A 15128-nucleotide genomic window follows, 5' to 3' on the forward strand; every position below is an offset into this window, starting at 1 on the left:
TATCAACCGGATTAGAGTTAAGTCTAAAACAATGCTCTGATAAAATTGTACAAATGATGCGCTAATTGGAGTTTGCTACAAGCAGGAATTTCTAATTGACGATTAGCGTCTATAAAAACAGCAGAGTTAGAATCGCTCCCAAAACCACTATTAGGTAAATCAATGGGATTTGCTGCGATCGCATCTAAGTTTTTTGTCTGCAATTTCTGCAATGCTGGGGTGATAATATCCCCCGTCTGAGCCGCAAAACCTATCAAACGTTGATGAGGCTGTTTTAAGCGCCCTAACTGGGCCACAATATCCCCAACGGGTTCTAAAGGTAAACTTTGAGGTAGGGATTTTTTGGGCAACTTGACGCTGCTGTAAGTAGCTGGCTTTACATCCGCTACCGCCGCCGCCATGATTGTAATATCAGCATTAGTAAAGTTATTTAACATTGCTTGACGCATTTGGTCAGCGCTTACAACCTCAATTGCTTGCATTCCTAAAGGTATAGTACCGCTAAGGGGTGCGTGAACTAAAGTCACAATTGCTCCTCTATTTAGGGCTGCTTGGGCTAAAGCTAAACCCATTTTGCCTGTAGAAGGATTGCCAATAAACCGGACGGGATCTAAGTATTCTCTCGTTCCACCCGCACTAATTAATACTCGCATTCCTAGTAAATCTCGCTGTCCTTTGGCGTATAAAAGCGATCGCAAATTAGTGAAAATCTCCCTAGGTTCCGCCATGCGCCCCGCTCCCACGCGATCGCAAGCTAATAACCCATCCCCCGTTTGCATACCATAATATCGCTTATCTGTCAATAATTGCTGCCAGTTGCGCTGTACTGATAATTGCTGCCACATCTCGGTATTCATGGCAGGAGCGAGTAAAATCGGACAATTAGAAGCTAAAACGGTATTAGTTAGCAGATTATCTGCCATACCGTGAGCTAGTTTAGCTAGAGTATTTGCTGTCAAAGGCGCAATAACTAAAATTTCTGCCCATTCACCTAAATCTATATGTAAGGGGCGATTATAAATTGGTTGCCAAAAATCTTTATCGGTGTAAGCTGGATGACGAGCCAGAGTAGCTAAAGTTAAAGGCGTGATAAATTCTTGGGCGGAATCAGTGAGAATTACCCGAACTTCCGCCCCAGCTTTAAATAACGTTGATACAAGTTCGCAAACTTTGTAAGCCGCAATACCGCCGCCTACGCCAACTAAAATTTTCCTACCGAGCATTTACAACTCGTCGCAAGGATCTAAGTCTAATAAATAAACAAAAGACTCTACCAACTCTGGACGATGAAAAGCGATCGCTCTGAGTAAATGCCAATCATTTAATCCGTCAAAAGCATTGGTATAGTTATCTTGCTCTAGACGCAAAGCTAAGTCTTGTACTTCCTGTGCAGACATGATGGAAATATCTTGTTTGGAAATGCTCAAAATTTCTATCATTACTCGCGCCTCCAGCAACATTTAAGTGCAGTAGATATTGCATTGCTGTAACCACCGTATCTATTCTAATGGCATAAATGAAATTGTGTAATTAAATTGTCACTGTTGTTTATAACTATACCGACGTTAAAACGGCATCGCTAGAGCTACTAACTTTTGTCTGGGGTTGGACACAGTATACTTCACAGGAATTATTGGGACTTTCAATTAGCTTAATTTTGTGTAATTGCGCGCCTAATTCCTGGATGGGAAGTCGCAACAAATCTTGAATACGGACGGCGATATTTTCTGCCGTTGGTACGACATCATTAAAGTAAGCAATATCTTTATTTAAAAAAGTATGGTCGAAGGGTTCAATTACTTGCTCGTCGATAGCGGATTGCAGAGCGCCTAAGTCAACTAACATACCTGTTCTAGGGTTAACTTCGCCTTTCACCGTTACTTCTAAGTGATAATTATGTCCGTGACCATTGGGACGAGCGCATTTGCCATAAATTTTGACATTTTCATCATAACTAAGATCGGGATGCGCGAGACGATGAGCGGCGCTAAAGTGAGTACTGATAGTTAAATAAGCTTCCATACCGTTTCCTTGATAATCTGCCCAAAGTTGAGGGTGTTCAAATAGTTGAATATTAACTAGAGGTAAATGAGACTCTAATTTTTGCCAGATAATCCGGGCAATGTTTTCGGTAGTAGGCAGAGTTTGTTGAAATTCTGACCAAGCATCATTAAGGTAGGAATAGTCTAAGTAGTCGGTAATTTCGCGCTTAATTACTTGCTTAACTTCCGACAAATTCATCACCATACCGTAGCTGTCTAATTCTCCAGAAATCGCTACATACAATACATAATTATGTCCATGTCCAGGATTGCGGGTACATAATCCAAAAAGTTGATTATTTTCAGCTTCGCTAAGTTCTGGCAACCAATAGCGATGGCTGGCAGAAAATTGAGCGCGGCGATTGACAATACATTGCATGAGTATTTAGACGCAGTTTGTAAAAAATCTTAACCTACCTTCTTACAGGATAAAGCAAGTTTTATTTAACCTACGGGTTCAAAACCATAATCTAAGCAAAGTCAGCTAAAGCAGATTGGACATCCTCATGCAAAGTGGCAGCAATCCTAAACAATTCTTGCCCGACATGAAGATAGCGCTCGTCGTAGTTGAGGGGAAAGTAATTTAACTCATCTAGCCCATCACCTAAATGATTGAGACAGTAGTAAAGATGAGCCGCCGCACTAGCTACAATTGGCGGATTGGGCATAGAGCGAAAAATAGTTTGAGCTTCAATGAGAAAATCGCGGCAATTTTTAAGATAGTCTTGAAATCCTTCTAGCAATTGGTCATCAAAAGGATCTGCCGCCAGTTCGTCAATTTGTTCGTCTAAAGAATTGAGAATGCTATCTAAAAGCCGAGTTACAGGTTGATAGACTTGTTGCAACCACGTTTGTACTTGTTCGTCTGCCGCCCTACCTCGTTTACGGGAAGTGCTATCGCGCTTTATTGAACTTGCAGGCGGGTTTTGAACTTTACTAGCGTTTAATTGGCGATCGTACGATCGCCGATTAGCCGTATCTTTCAAAATTTCGTAAGCCGCATTAATCCGAATAATCTGTTCGCTGTCCGCTTCAGCCTGATTGCTGTCAGGATGAAATTGTTTAACTAAGCGGCGGTAAGCCTGCTTAATTTCCCCACTTGTGGCATTAGGAAGCACCTGTAGGGTGTGGTAATAGTTGTTAAAATCTGCCATTTAACCACTTTAGCGCAAGAAAGAAGGCAAGATAATCGCATATATTGCCTTCTAATTCTCTTACTCTTTGATCCCTGCTACTGCTGGAATGCGTGGCTCCATTTCTTGAAACAATGGGGTACTTAAATAACGTTCGCCAAAACTCGGTTGAATCATAACGATCAGTTTTCCGGCGTTTTCTTTGCGTTGGGCAACAACGATCGCCGCCCGTAATGCCGCCCCCGATGAAATGCCCGAAAGCAGCCCTTCTTCCCGTGCCAAACGCCGACCGTAAGCAATCGCCTCATCGTCGCTAACTTTAATTACTTCATCAATCATGTTTACATTCAAAACTTGGGGAATAAAACCCGCACCAATACCTTGAATTTTGTGTGCGCCGGGATTGCCTCCCGATAACACCGGGCTATTAAAAGGTTCAACAGCGATCGCTTTAAATCCTGGCTTGAGAGGTTTAATTACCTCGGCAACTCCCGTAATCGTTCCCCCAGTGCCGACTCCAGCGACAATCATATCTACTTGTCCGTCGGTATCTTCCCAAATTTCTAGGGCAGTGGTGTCGCGGTGAATTTGGACATTGGCGGGGTTGCGGAACTGCTGCAACAAGTACGCGTTTGGTGTCCGATCTGCGATCGCCTGCGCCCGACGAATTGCCCCGCTCATGCCTTCAATTCCTGGCGTAAGTTCTAACTCTGCTCCATAAGCCCGTAGCATTGCCCTACGTTCGCCGCTCATGGTATCGGGCATCGTCAAAATTAAGCGATACCCTCTAGCGGCGGCGGTCATGGCTAGAGCAATGCCTGTATTGCCTGAAGTTGGTTCTACTAATATTGTCTTTCCGGGCGCAATTAGTTTTTCTTGTTCGGCGGCATTAATCATACTCACGCCAATTCTATCTTTGACGGAAGCAGAAGGATTCATGCTTTCAAGTTTCACCACAATTTGCGCTACACACCCCTCCAATTGGGGAATGTGGTTTAACTGCACTAAAGGAGTGCGACCGACTAATTCTGTAATATCGCGAGCAATACGCATAGTCTTAGTTAGTTGTGTTTATTGAGTAACGAGCTATTTGACAGTAGGTTTTAATCTAAAAATTACTCCTACTTTAGATGTAATACATTAAATTTAATTGCTTTCTGGCCGAGCGTTGATCGCAAAGATTCTGAAGCGTGTAATTGTGTAAAACTAAGTCCGCCGCTTGCCGTGCTTCATGCCAGATTTCTTGAATTACCGCACTTTCCAACGTTTTGGGATTAGCTTCTTCCTCTGTTGAAGAATTAGAATTTAATCCCTCCAAGCATCCCATCACCTCCAATAGGGTAATTTTCCAAGGTTCTCTTGCCAGGATGTAACCACCTTTTGCCCCCCGTTGACTTTTTACTATACCCCCACGCCTCAAGGTTGCTAGTAGCTGTTCTAAGTAGCGATCGGGGATATTTTGTTCGGCGGCAATTTGCCTAATTTGTAGTGGTTCGCCGCCATCATAATGACCTGCTAGTTCTAGTAAGGCAAGCAAGGCATATTCAGATTTACAAGAGATTTCCACAGGCAAAAATGAGCGCGAAAGATAATTAAATTTGTTATCGGCTTCACTCTCATTATACTACGGTTCTCCACTGGGGTTTGCTAGTTTAATTAAAAGTAGCAATTTTTTCTGGAAATAGCTTTGCGGTACAAAAGGAAAACCCCGCCTAGTTGCGGGGTTTTGAGCATTCAAGTAAACTTTACCTGGTTTAGAAAGTAAATGTTGTTCTTAAAGTACCAATTACTATGTCCTCACGAGGTCCACTTTGACCCGGAGCCGTTAACCAAATCACCCCAGGAGTAACGGAGATATTGTCGGTTAATTGGTACTTGTAGAAGCCTTCGATATGATAGCCATAGTTGGGATCGTAGCTAGCACCCGGAACATCTATATCTCTTAGCGTTGGTTCTACCCCAGCAATCAGCCCTAATACACTACCTTCTTTACCTAAGTCTGGGAAAGAAACCCCTAGAGCATAACTCCAAACATCTGCACTACCGACATCGATAAGCTCAACATCGGTTTTTGTTACCCAGCCGCTAATTGAAATGCGATCACTTAATCGTAAAGCCGCCGATAATCCATAAGAATCGGTACTTAGCTTTGTTGCTCCGCCGAGTAAAAGCGCGCTAGGATCGTTTGCCTGAGCCGAACCTTCCACCGGGGAACCAATAGCTCTAGAGGCGGAACTACCAAGGTCATAAATTCCATCACCTGCGTTGTGGTAGCCTCTGACATAGGTTGCAGCAATCCCAAAGCGATCGCCTAAGTTAAAGTTGATTTGTGCCAACGCACTAAAGTCGCCGTTAACAAAGCCCAAGTCTCCATCAACTCCAGCAAATTCCTCATCTGTACTGGTGGTACTGATTCTACCAGGACTATTACCATTATCAGCAAAATAGCCCAAACTAATCGATGTCGCACCTAACACCCCACGTTCTCCAAAGGGAATGTTTATGCCGCCACCAGCACCGCCACCAATGTTATAAATTGGGTTGTGTTCGGCAAATACAGAAAGCGCACCATTTCCCCCAGTAAAACCTTCAAAGTAAGGGTTCAGTGTCGGCACAAAGTCAGAGTAAATTCCCCCAACCGCAGCAAGATAAACGCGAACTTTACTGAGTGAAAATTCGTAAGCTGCCCAGTCCAAGAAGACACTATTATTTGTTGAAGGTGCGAGGTTAAACGTTTGCAATCCTTCAAAAGTTCCCCCTGTCGCAAAGGTTTGGGCGTTACCTGCCGCTAGACGGGTATGTAAAATATCTGTCCCGGTAAAGCTGCTTTGAAATTCAAGACGCGCGCGTGCTTGCAGTACAGTATTATTTTCATCGCCTGCCGTTTCACCAAAGGCATCGGTAACGGCGGCAACTACTTCACCCAGTAACTTAGTAGTAGTTGAAAATTGATTTGCTTCTAGTTCGGCGGTGACAGCTTCTACACTATCTACTCTGCCGCGCAAGGTAGCAAGCTCTGTCGCAAATTCTTCCTGTAGCCTTTGCAATGTGGCTAAGTCTTCTCGTTTTACTGCGTCGGCGGTGGCGGTGGCAATTAATTCATTAACCCGATCTAAACAAGCATTTAAACCTGCTGCAAATTCGTATCTTGTGGTGGCTCTATTTCCTCGGTATGTGCCGTCAGGATAACCTGCTATACAGCCATAGCGCTCTACCAATGATTGCAATGCCTGGAATGCCCAATCTGTTGGTTGTACGTCTGATAATTGCGATACCGATGTTACTTGAGCAAGGCTATTGTCTCCTTTACCTTCATTACCATAATTATTTATCTGGTTTAAAGCATCAACAGAGGGTGTCTGGGCTTCTACACTTGTCTGAGCAATCTTTAACTCTGTTTCTGCTGCTATTGGTTCTGATAAATTAGTTTCAGCTATTTCTATCTCGTTTGTCGGTGCAACATCTGTCGCCATTGCAACGGGCGCGATCGCCACAGATGCACCTATTAATGCTGGGTATAACAGTAGAGCTTGCCAAAATATCTTAGACATCGTTTATTTCTCACACCTTTAACTAAAAAAATTATCTATTGCTGACGGGTAGACCGTCTGTCAATTTACTTACACTTCAAGTAGGAGCCACACTAGGAAAATTCTATAGTTAAGTTACTACAACGTAAAGCTTAATTAAGCTTAAATTAACATCCCATGATTTAAGGAAGATTAAAACACTATCTTTAAGTTTTTTTGTATATTAAATAACAAATTAATCTAACCAAGCATGGTTTTATTATCCTTGCTTGGTTTAATATAGCTCTAAGTATTCAACTAAGATCATTCTTGAGTAATTGTTGGAACCACGACAGAATACAACTTCGATTTGTCGGTATTTAATTTGACTTCTGTAGCAGTAGTCAAATTAAGTAAGTGGGGAGTGATACCAATATCTTGCAATTTTTGGGCGAGGTTAGTAGCATTTAATTCTTTGCTAAAAACTCCAGCTTGAATGACAAATTTGCCTTGAAATTGTTTTCTAAAAGCCGTTGGAATCGTTTGCTTAATTTGTTCTAGTTGAGTTGGATTAGCATCGTCGATATAAACTAAGTAACTATCAAATTTTTGATTAATAGCCAAATCGGGTACGCGAAAATCAAGATCGCGGGGAACAAACACTTCTTCAAGCACTTGCGGCGCCTTAGACTTATTTAGTTGGGGTGGTGCAGGCAAGGTATCAACCACAGTTTCAGACTTCGCCACCTGTATAGGAGAAATTGCTACAAATACTCCTAATAAAAGTTGACAGCCGAAAAAGACGGTAATTTGATTTATCCGATTCATGTTCGAGGATTAATTAGGTAATAGAGGTATAAAGGTGCGATGCTTATCTTTTTAAGCTCATGAATAATTAGACTGTAAAAATAACAATAGGTTTCTTTGAATTGCTATTCAAGGGCAATTTCTCGGAAAAATTTAGTTAGCAAAGAGTTGTTAGCGCCAATACTCCGTAAATACACGGTGTTTTTGCCTAGTTTCCCTGCTGTGATGGGAAAGTGTTAACTTAGAACATAGTCCCGGCATTTGGGTAGACAAGTATGAACAAAGTTGCGATCGGTTTATCTGGTGGGGTAGATAGTTCCACCGCCGCCGCTATTTTGCAAAGTCGCGGTTATGAAGTTGTAGGTGTGACTCTTTGGTTAATGAAAGGCAAAGGTCAATGTTGCTCTGAAGGTATGGTTGATGCGGCGGAGCTTTGCGAACAATTAGGTATTCCTCATTATGTAGTTGATAGCCGAGAAGTATTTGCGGCAAATATCATCGATTACTTAGTTGCAGGTTATGGCGAAGGAATTACACCCTTACCTTGCTCGGCTTGCAACAAGTCGGTAAAGTTTGGCCCTATGGTTAAGTATGCTCGTGAAGAATTGGGTATTGACAAAATTGCCACAGGTCACTATGCCCAAATTACTTACGATGAGACATCGGGGCGTTATCAGTTGCGTAGAGCCGTAGATCGCCACAAAGATCAGTCTTACTTTTTATACGATCTTAGTCAAGAAATGTTAGCTTCTTCAGTATTTCCTTTGGGGGAATACGTCAAAGCCGAAACGCGCCAAATTGCAGCTTCTTACGGGCTAAAAACGGCAGATAAAGCCGAAAGTCAAGACTTGTGCTTAGTCGAAACTCACGGCTCAATGCAATCGTTTTTAGATCAATATATTGCCCCCAAAAAAGGCGATATTGTTGACTTGGAAGGCAAAGTATTAGGTCAACACGACGGCGTACATCATTACACCATTGGACAGCGTAAAGGGCTAGGAATCGCTGCGCCAGAGGCGTTGTATGTGGTGGGGTTGGATGCCGTCAGTAATAAAGTAGTTGTGGGCGATCGCACCTGCGCCGATAAAACTGAATGTACTGCAAACCGAGTTAACTGGGTAAGTATTGACGAACCAATAGCGCCAATTCGCGCTGAAGTTCAGATACGTTATCGTTCTAGTGCTGTACCCGTGACGGTTATTCCCTTAGAAGGCGATCGCGTCAAGTTAGTGTTTGATGAGCCACAATTTAGCATTACTCCCGGTCAAGCGGCGGTTTGGTACGATGGCGATGTGGTGCTAGGTGGCGGGATTATTGAAAAGCAGACGTGAAATTGTCAAGCAAGTTTTTAGGAGGTAAACAAATTACTGTTTACCTTTTTTATTTGCTAAAGTAGCTACAAAATAATTTCCCACTATGTCAAAACCTGATGAAAAACTAAAAACTGTTTATGCAAGCGATCGCAACCAGTGGCGAGTATGGTTAGAGAAAAACCACCGTACATCTCTCTGTGTATGGCTTGTCTACTACAAAGTAAAAAGTAGTAAGCCAAGCGTTCGATATAGCGAAGCGGTAAAAGAAGCCTTATGTTTTGGTTGGATTGATAGTAAAGTAAAATCCTTAGACGAAGAACGTTATCAGCAAGTATTTACGCCCCGAAAACCAAAAAGTGTATGGTCAAAATTAAATAAGCAATATATTGAAGAACTTATAGCGCAAGGTTTGATGACGGAGGCGGGTTTTGAGAAAATCGAAGTAGCAAAGCAAAATGGCTCGTGGTACAAGTTAGATGCGATCGAACAGTTGATTATTCCAGCAGATTTAAGCCAAGCCTTAATAGTCAATGAAACTGCTAACAAATATTTTGAGTTATTTAGCAAATCATCCAAAAAAAATATTCTCAGTTGGGTTGAAAATGCCAAGCGCCCAGAGACAAGATTAAAAAGAATTGAGCAAACAATAATTTCAGCAACGCAGAACAAAAATCCCCTGGTTCGATGATGCTGCGATAACTTGGTACGATAGGTGCTTGTAGATAAAATCTAAATATCATGAGTTATAGAGACGGTATTGCTCCTCACGGAATGCAGTTAATTAATCGCATTGCAACAACTGAGCAAAAGCAAGAATTTTTAGAAAAAGCTGAAGTTTTGCCGCGAGTAATGCTTGATGAGCGTGCTGTTTCAGATTTAGTTATGCTGGCGATTGGGGCTTTTAGTCCGTTAACAGGATTTATGGAGCAAGCGGACTACGATCGCGTAGTTGTAGAAATGCGTTTGGCTAACGGCTTACCTTGGTCAATTCCAATTACTTTATCTGTAACTGAGGACGTTGCATCGCCACTAAAAGAAGGTAGTTTAATTCGTTTAGACGATCCTACAGGCAAATTTATCGGCGTTTTGGAATTAACCCAAAAATATCGCTACGACAAAGCTACTGAAGCAATTAACGTCTATAAAACTGATGATGTTAATCATCCTGGCGTACAAGTAGTTTACAACCAAGGAGAGATAAATCTAGCAGGGGCAATTTGGCTATTGCAACGGGAAGATCATCCCCAGTTTCCTGCCTACCAGATCGATCCCATCGAGTCGCGGCGAATGTTTAAAGAAAAAGGCTGGAAAACCATTGTTGGCTTTCAAACTCGCAACCCCATCCACCGCGCTCATGAATACATCCAAAAGTGCGCGATGGAGACAGTAGATGGTTTGTTTTTACATCCCTTGGTAGGCGCAACTAAAGAAGATGATATTCCAGCCGATGTTAGGATGCGCTGTTATGAAATTATTTTAGAAAATTATTACCCCCAAGATCGGGTAATTTTGGCGATTAATCCCGCCGCCATGCGTTACGCTGGGCCGCGCGAGGCAATTTTTCACGCTATTGTACGGAAAAACTACGGTTGTACTCACTTTATTGTCGGGCGTGATCATGCCGGGGTAGGTGATTATTATGGTACTTACGACGCTCAACATATTTTTGATGAATTTGAATCAGCAGAATTAGGCATCGTCCCCATGAAGTTTGAACACGCTTTTTACTGCACTCGCACTGAGTCAATGGCGACAACAAAAACTAGCCCTAGCACCCCCTCGGAGAGGATTCATTTATCGGGGACAAAAGTTAGAGAAATGTTGCGCCGGGGCGAACTTCCACCGCCTCAATTCTCTCGCCCAGAAGTAGCCGCCGAATTAATTAAGTCAATGCAACTTTCTGTAGAGGCTTGACTAGCGATGATGATTTGACAGAAGAAGCGATCGCGCTATTATTGCATCTTTCTACTCGTCAAATCACAACCATTTTTGATGAGTCGCCGAAATCCTGCTAATCGTCAACCTTATCCGTTTGAACTGGCAAATCCTGAGATTGAAGTTGAAGCTATTTGAGAGAAAAGCTCAAATTGATTGAGTAGCAGAGGTTATCTGCAGCTCGCGTTAGTAATTAAACAATACACTGAAATATAAAACTGTTAGTAGCTAAGTTAGCAGAATTGCAGCAGCAAAAATCTGTATGCAGTAAAAGATTGATGCGTTCCTCGTCCCACCACAGTATTTTTATGACTTCTGAAATTCAGTTTCTCATGTGCGCCCCCGATCATTACGATGTAGATTATGTGATCAATCCCTGGATGGAAGGGAATATTCATAAATCATCGCGCGATCGCGCGGTGGAACAATGGGAAAAATTACACCACGTCCTCGCAGGTAATGCCATTGTAGACCTAGTTAAACCGCACAAAGGTGTACCAGATATGGTATTTACAGCAAACGCGGGGCTAGTTTTAGGAGAAAACGTAGTTCTCAGCCGTTTCTTTCACAAAGAGCGCCAAGGCGAAGAACCTTACTTTAAACAGTGGTTTGAGGAAAAGGGCTACAATGTCTACGAATTGCCCAAAGATTTACCTTTTGAAGGCGCTGGCGACGCTTTGTTAGACAGAGAAGGGCGCTGGTTGTGGGCGGGGTACGGCTTTCGCTCAGAACTTGATTCCCATCCTTATTTGGCAAAATGGCTAGATATTGAAGTGTTGTCTCTGCGATTGATGGACGAGCGATTTTATCATTTAGATACTTGCTTTTGTCCGCTTAGTGGTGGCTATTTGCTGTATTACCCCGCCGCTTTTGATGCCTATTCTAACCGCGTGATCGAAATGCGCGTACCCGAAGAAAAGCGGATACCTATCGATGAAGCTGACGCGGTAAATTTTGCCTGTAATTCCGTAAATATCGATTCTATCGTCGTCATGAATAAAGCCAGCACTGCTTTAAAAGAGCGGCTGACGACGGCGGGATTTAGAGTAATGGAAACGCCATTATCAGAATTTCTCAAAGCTGGCGGCGCGGCGAAGTGCTTGACACTGCGAGTAACGGAACCTGTAAGAGCAGAAGTTAGCGCCAATGTGTCGGTAGAAAGCCGCACCATTAGGTTAGAAGGACATTTGCTCGATTCGGGATTAATCAATCAAGCTTTGGATTTAGTCGTAGAAAGTGGCGGTAGTTTTAAAGTTCTCAATTTTAACTTAGGAGAACAAAGACAAAGTACCTCCGCCGCCGAAGTCAAGGTATCTGCGCCTTCCCATGAAGTAATGGAAGAGATTGTATCGCAACTAATCGATCTTGGCGCGGTAGATTTACCCCAAGACGAGCGCGACGCAAAATTAGAACCTGTAATTCAAACTGGAGTATCGCCAGATGATTTCTATGTCACAACCATTTATCCCACAGAAGTAAGAATCGATGGCGAGTGGATAAAAGTTCAATCTCAACGCATGGATGGCGCAGTAGCCGTAAAGCGAACTCCCACAGAAATAATTGCTCGGTGTAAACTGTTGCGAGATTTAGAAGTCGGCGAACAGGTAGTAGTAGATGTATTAGGTATCCGCACTATCCGTAAACCCGAATTAAGAGAACAGCGCAATACTCAAGAATTTAGCTTCATGTCGGCGGGAGTTTCTAGCGAACGTCGGGTAGAACTTGTCGTTGAACAAGTAGCGTGGGAATTGCGCCAAATCCGCGATCAAGGGGGCAAGGTAGTTGTCACGGCGGGACCTGTCGTCATTCATACCGGGGGTGGCGAACATTTAGCTAGATTGGTGCGTGAGGGGTACGTACAAGCACTGCTAGGGGGAAATGCGATCGCAGTTCACGACATGGAACAAAACCTAATGGGTACTTCTTTGGGTGTGGATATGAAGCGCGGGGTAAGCGTGCGCGGCGGTCATCGTCACCATTTGAAGGTAATTAATAATGTTCGTCGTTATGGCAGTATTGCTAAAGCTGTAGAAAATGGCGTTTTGACAGGTGGTGTGATGTACGAGTGCGTAAAACACAATATTCCTTTCTCTCTAGCGGGTTCTATCCGCGATGATGGCCCATTGCCAGATACGCAAATGGATTTGATTAAGGCTCAAGAAGATTACGCAAAGTTGCTAGTGGGCGCAGATATGGTACTTATGCTTTCATCAATGCTGCACTCAATTGGTGTCGGAAATATGACGGCGGCGGGAGTAAAAATGGTCTGTGTAGACATTAACCCGGCGGTAGTAACCAAATTAAGCGATCGCGGTTCGGTAGAATCGGTGGGCGTAGTTACAGACGTTGGTTTATTCCTTAGTCTATTAGTACAGCAGTTAGATAAGCTCACAAGTCCTTATCAATCTGCAATTGTTGGGTAATTGGTAATGGGTAATTGGTAATGGGTAATTCCCCATTACCCTTAATCTAATTTACTCTTGGACGTTATTTAGATTAAACAAAAAAGGTACGCTGTTTTTAGATTCACCCATAACTAAAACTTTGGGCATCTGTGCGCCGCCATTGCGCCAAGCTTCGATTGCTTCTTTTTGCAATACTAATTGTCCTCCTTGAGCCTTCAAAGTTTCGGCTAATAGTCTTTGAGCTTCGGCTCTACCTTTGGCGCGATTGATGTCTGCTTGGGCTTCTTGTTCGGCTTCTTGAGCTACATAAACCGCTCTTTGCGCCCTTTGTTCGGCAATTTGCTTTTCTTCTACGGCTTTGGCAAATTCTGGAGAAAAAGCTAAATCTACTACGCTAGTATCTAAAATAATAATGCCGTATTTGTCTAATCTATCTCCCAAAGCCTCATCAAAGTCTTGTTTTAATTCGTTTCGTTTGGTAATTGCTTCTTCTACAGTTCGTCTTGCGGCAGCAACTTTAAAAGATTCTTGGGTTTGGGGGGCGATAATTTTGGCAACAATATTTTGTAAAGTTCCTTGTTTTCTTCTTACTTCCACAACTTGAGTAGGATCGAGACGAAAGTTAATGGCAAATCTAGCCGATAAGTCTTGCAAATCCTTAGTGGAACTTTGCGCTGGTACTTCAAACTTTTGAACTGTTAAGTCGTAAATATCGACTACAGAGACAAAAGGCGGCTTTACGTGGATACCTTCAAGTAAAGCTCCATCTCTAGCTTTACCCAAAATACTAATTACTCCCGCTTCCCCCGGATTAATAATTACAAAAGCATTCAGAGCAACTAAAAGCAGTATAGCTGCGATCGCACCCCCAACTATTCCTGTCCAATTTTGGTCATCTCTAGCTTTCAATTTTTATATCTCATTTAACGCGTCAACCTATATCTTCACGCACTTAGAAATAAAATATAATTGCAATCCCAGATATAGCGATCGCTGCCCCTAAAATTGCTCGAATACTTGGTTTTTCGCGGCTAAAGGCGGAAATCGGCAATATAAATAAAGGTGCAGTATTAGTTAAAGTTAAAGCAATTCCTACTTCCGTAAATTTGATGGCTGTTTGTTGCAACCAAATTCCTAAGTAAGTTCCCATAAAAGCAGCTAAACTAATCCCTACTACAACTCGTAAAGTTGGCTTGCAAACAAAGTAACTTTTCTCGATGCGTAAAAGCGGTAGCAAACTAACAACTCCCGCACTTATTCGCAGTAGCGCCGCCCATAAAGGCGAAATACTGGTAGTAACAAGGGCTGCACGGGCTAAAATTCCCCCAATTGCTAAACAAATCGCCGCAATTATTCCCCAAATAATTCCTTTACGCAGATTTACCGGATAATTTTCGGTTAAAGGTACGCGCTCTGTTACAACCCAAGCAACTCCCACTACCGTTAATAAAATACCACCCCAAACACTAGCTAATAAACGTTCTTGCAAAAAAATTAGTGCCAAAACTGCTGTAATTGGCGGTGCTAAAGTTTCCATTAGTAAAGCGCGACGCGCTCCTAAGCAATTTAGAGCGGCAAAAAATGCCGTATCTCCTAAACCAATGCCGATCGCACCACTTAATAATAGTAGACCTAAATTTGTCGTCGTCATGGCAGGAAATAACTCCCCACGTACTAATAAAGTCAAACCCAATAAAGTAATTGCGATCGCTCCTTTAAGTAAGTTTAGGTAAATCGGCGAAATCTCTTTCCCCAAGCTCCCATAAACCACCGATGACAACGCCCACAGACTTGCTGCACCTAACGCTGCACTTTCTCCTGGATACTTAACTAGCCAAAAATTTAATAGCTGCTCAATTGAAATCAACATTTAGCTCAAGACACCAGTAAAATTACTTATTAGATAAATTTAAGGTAAAAATTAGTGCAACAAATCTATCTAGATGTGATTTTACTAAATCATTTTGGGTACTCTAAGCTTGGC

14 protein-coding genes are annotated in these 15128 nt (G+C 42.6%); 4 read left to right on the forward strand and 10 right to left on the reverse strand.

Annotation, left to right across the window (positions count from 1 at the left end; all coding sequences use genetic code 11):
• Positions 1-23: 23 nt before the first annotated feature.
• The 8 genes from coaBC to C7B70_RS01225 form a co-directional block, all read right to left on the reverse strand.
• The gene (coaBC, locus tag C7B70_RS01190; protein WP_106367232.1) at positions 24-1223 is read right to left on the reverse strand and encodes a bifunctional phosphopantothenoylcysteine decarboxylase/phosphopantothenate--cysteine ligase CoaBC; all 1200 of its coding nucleotides are present in this window, start codon (positions 1221-1223) and stop codon (positions 24-26) included.
• Positions 1224-1439: a DUF2555 domain-containing protein gene (locus C7B70_RS01195; RefSeq protein ID WP_369831789.1), complete on the reverse strand. Its 216-nt coding sequence runs from the start codon at positions 1437-1439 to the stop codon at positions 1224-1226. It abuts the gene before it with no gap.
• 115 nt (positions 1440-1554) lie between these two features.
• Positions 1555-2421: a 6-carboxytetrahydropterin synthase gene (locus C7B70_RS01200; RefSeq protein WP_106367233.1), complete on the reverse strand. Its 867-nt coding sequence runs from the start codon at positions 2419-2421 to the stop codon at positions 1555-1557.
• A 91-nt stretch (positions 2422-2512) separates the two neighbouring features.
• A complete protein-coding gene (locus tag C7B70_RS01205) occupies positions 2513-3196 on the reverse strand; it encodes a J domain-containing protein (protein ID WP_106367234.1) in 684 nt (227 codons plus the stop codon).
• Positions 3197-3256: 60 nt separating this feature from the next.
• Positions 3257-4228, reverse strand: coding sequence for a cysteine synthase A (cysK, locus tag C7B70_RS01210; protein WP_106367235.1), 972 nt, complete (start codon positions 4226-4228; stop codon positions 3257-3259).
• A 73-nt stretch (positions 4229-4301) separates the two neighbouring features.
• Positions 4302-4742: an Rrf2 family transcriptional regulator gene (locus C7B70_RS01215; protein WP_106367236.1), complete on the reverse strand. Its 441-nt coding sequence runs from the start codon at positions 4740-4742 to the stop codon at positions 4302-4304.
• Between the two features lie 187 nt (positions 4743-4929).
• Complete coding sequence (locus C7B70_RS01220; RefSeq protein ID WP_106367237.1) at positions 4930-6726, reverse strand: iron uptake porin; 1797 nt, start codon at positions 6724-6726, stop codon at positions 4930-4932.
• Between the two features lie 282 nt (positions 6727-7008).
• Positions 7009-7512: an SPOR domain-containing protein gene (locus C7B70_RS01225; protein ID WP_106367238.1), complete on the reverse strand. Its 504-nt coding sequence runs from the start codon at positions 7510-7512 to the stop codon at positions 7009-7011.
• A 254-nt stretch (positions 7513-7766) separates the two neighbouring features.
• Between C7B70_RS01225 and mnmA the strand changes: the two genes are divergently transcribed.
• From mnmA to C7B70_RS01245, 4 genes are all read left to right on the forward strand, one after another.
• Positions 7767-8822, forward strand: coding sequence for a tRNA 2-thiouridine(34) synthase MnmA (gene mnmA / locus C7B70_RS01230; protein WP_106367239.1), 1056 nt, complete (start codon positions 7767-7769; stop codon positions 8820-8822).
• 85 nt (positions 8823-8907) lie between these two features.
• Positions 8908-9492 carry a YdeI family protein gene (locus C7B70_RS01235; protein ID WP_106367240.1) on the forward strand — a complete coding sequence of 195 codons (585 nt, stop codon included), beginning with the start codon at positions 8908-8910 and terminating at the stop codon, positions 9490-9492.
• A gap of 50 nt (positions 9493-9542) precedes the next feature.
• The gene (sat, locus tag C7B70_RS01240; RefSeq protein ID WP_106367241.1) at positions 9543-10718 is read left to right on the forward strand and encodes a sulfate adenylyltransferase; all 1176 of its coding nucleotides are present in this window, start codon (positions 9543-9545) and stop codon (positions 10716-10718) included.
• A gap of 329 nt (positions 10719-11047) precedes the next feature.
• Positions 11048-13162: a TIGR00300 family protein gene (locus C7B70_RS01245; protein WP_106367285.1), complete on the forward strand. Its 2115-nt coding sequence runs from the start codon at positions 11048-11050 to the stop codon at positions 13160-13162.
• A gap of 51 nt (positions 13163-13213) precedes the next feature.
• On the opposite strand, the gene C7B70_RS01250 is transcribed toward C7B70_RS01245, so the two are convergent.
• Positions 13214-14020, reverse strand: coding sequence for a prohibitin family protein (locus C7B70_RS01250; protein ID WP_369831795.1), 807 nt, complete (start codon positions 14018-14020; stop codon positions 13214-13216).
• A gap of 76 nt (positions 14021-14096) precedes the next feature.
• Positions 14097-15014, reverse strand: a complete 918-nt coding sequence (locus tag C7B70_RS01255) for a DMT family transporter (protein WP_106367243.1) — start codon at positions 15012-15014, stop codon at positions 14097-14099.
• Positions 15015-15128: the final 114 nt, after the last annotated feature.

Origin of the sequence: Chlorogloea sp. CCALA 695, assembly GCF_003003885.1 — a bacterium.
In the GTDB taxonomy this organism is placed as follows: domain Bacteria; phylum Cyanobacteriota; class Cyanobacteriia; order Cyanobacteriales; family Chroococcidiopsidaceae; genus Aliterella.

Bases quoted from the DNA above. Each gene is read 5' to 3' on its own strand.
- C7B70_RS01205 (WP_106367234.1), bottom strand. From the start codon at position 3,196: ATGGCAGATTTTAACAACTATTACCACACCCTACAGGTGCTTCCTAAT.
- C7B70_RS01245 (WP_106367285.1), top strand. From the start codon at position 11,048: ATGACTTCTGAAATTCAGTTTCTCATGTGCGCCCCCGATCATTACGAT.
- coaBC (WP_106367232.1), bottom strand. From the start codon at position 1,223: ATGCTCGGTAGGAAAATTTTAGTTGGCGTAGGCGGCGGTATTGCGGCT.
- C7B70_RS01225 (WP_106367238.1), bottom strand. From the start codon at position 7,512: ATGAATCGGATAAATCAAATTACCGTCTTTTTCGGCTGTCAACTTTTA.
- C7B70_RS01235 (WP_106367240.1), top strand. From the start codon at position 8,908: ATGTCAAAACCTGATGAAAAACTAAAAACTGTTTATGCAAGCGATCGC.
- C7B70_RS01220 (WP_106367237.1), bottom strand. From the start codon at position 6,726: ATGTCTAAGATATTTTGGCAAGCTCTACTGTTATACCCAGCATTAATA.
- C7B70_RS01195 (WP_369831789.1), bottom strand. From the start codon at position 1,439: ATGATAGAAATTTTGAGCATTTCCAAACAAGATATTTCCATCATGTCT.
- cysK (WP_106367235.1), bottom strand. From the start codon at position 4,228: ATGCGTATTGCTCGCGATATTACAGAATTAGTCGGTCGCACTCCTTTA.
- sat (WP_106367241.1), top strand. From the start codon at position 9,543: ATGAGTTATAGAGACGGTATTGCTCCTCACGGAATGCAGTTAATTAAT.
- C7B70_RS01255 (WP_106367243.1), bottom strand. From the start codon at position 15,014: ATGTTGATTTCAATTGAGCAGCTATTAAATTTTTGGCTAGTTAAGTAT.
- mnmA (WP_106367239.1), top strand. From the start codon at position 7,767: ATGAACAAAGTTGCGATCGGTTTATCTGGTGGGGTAGATAGTTCCACC.
- C7B70_RS01200 (WP_106367233.1), bottom strand. From the start codon at position 2,421: ATGCAATGTATTGTCAATCGCCGCGCTCAATTTTCTGCCAGCCATCGC.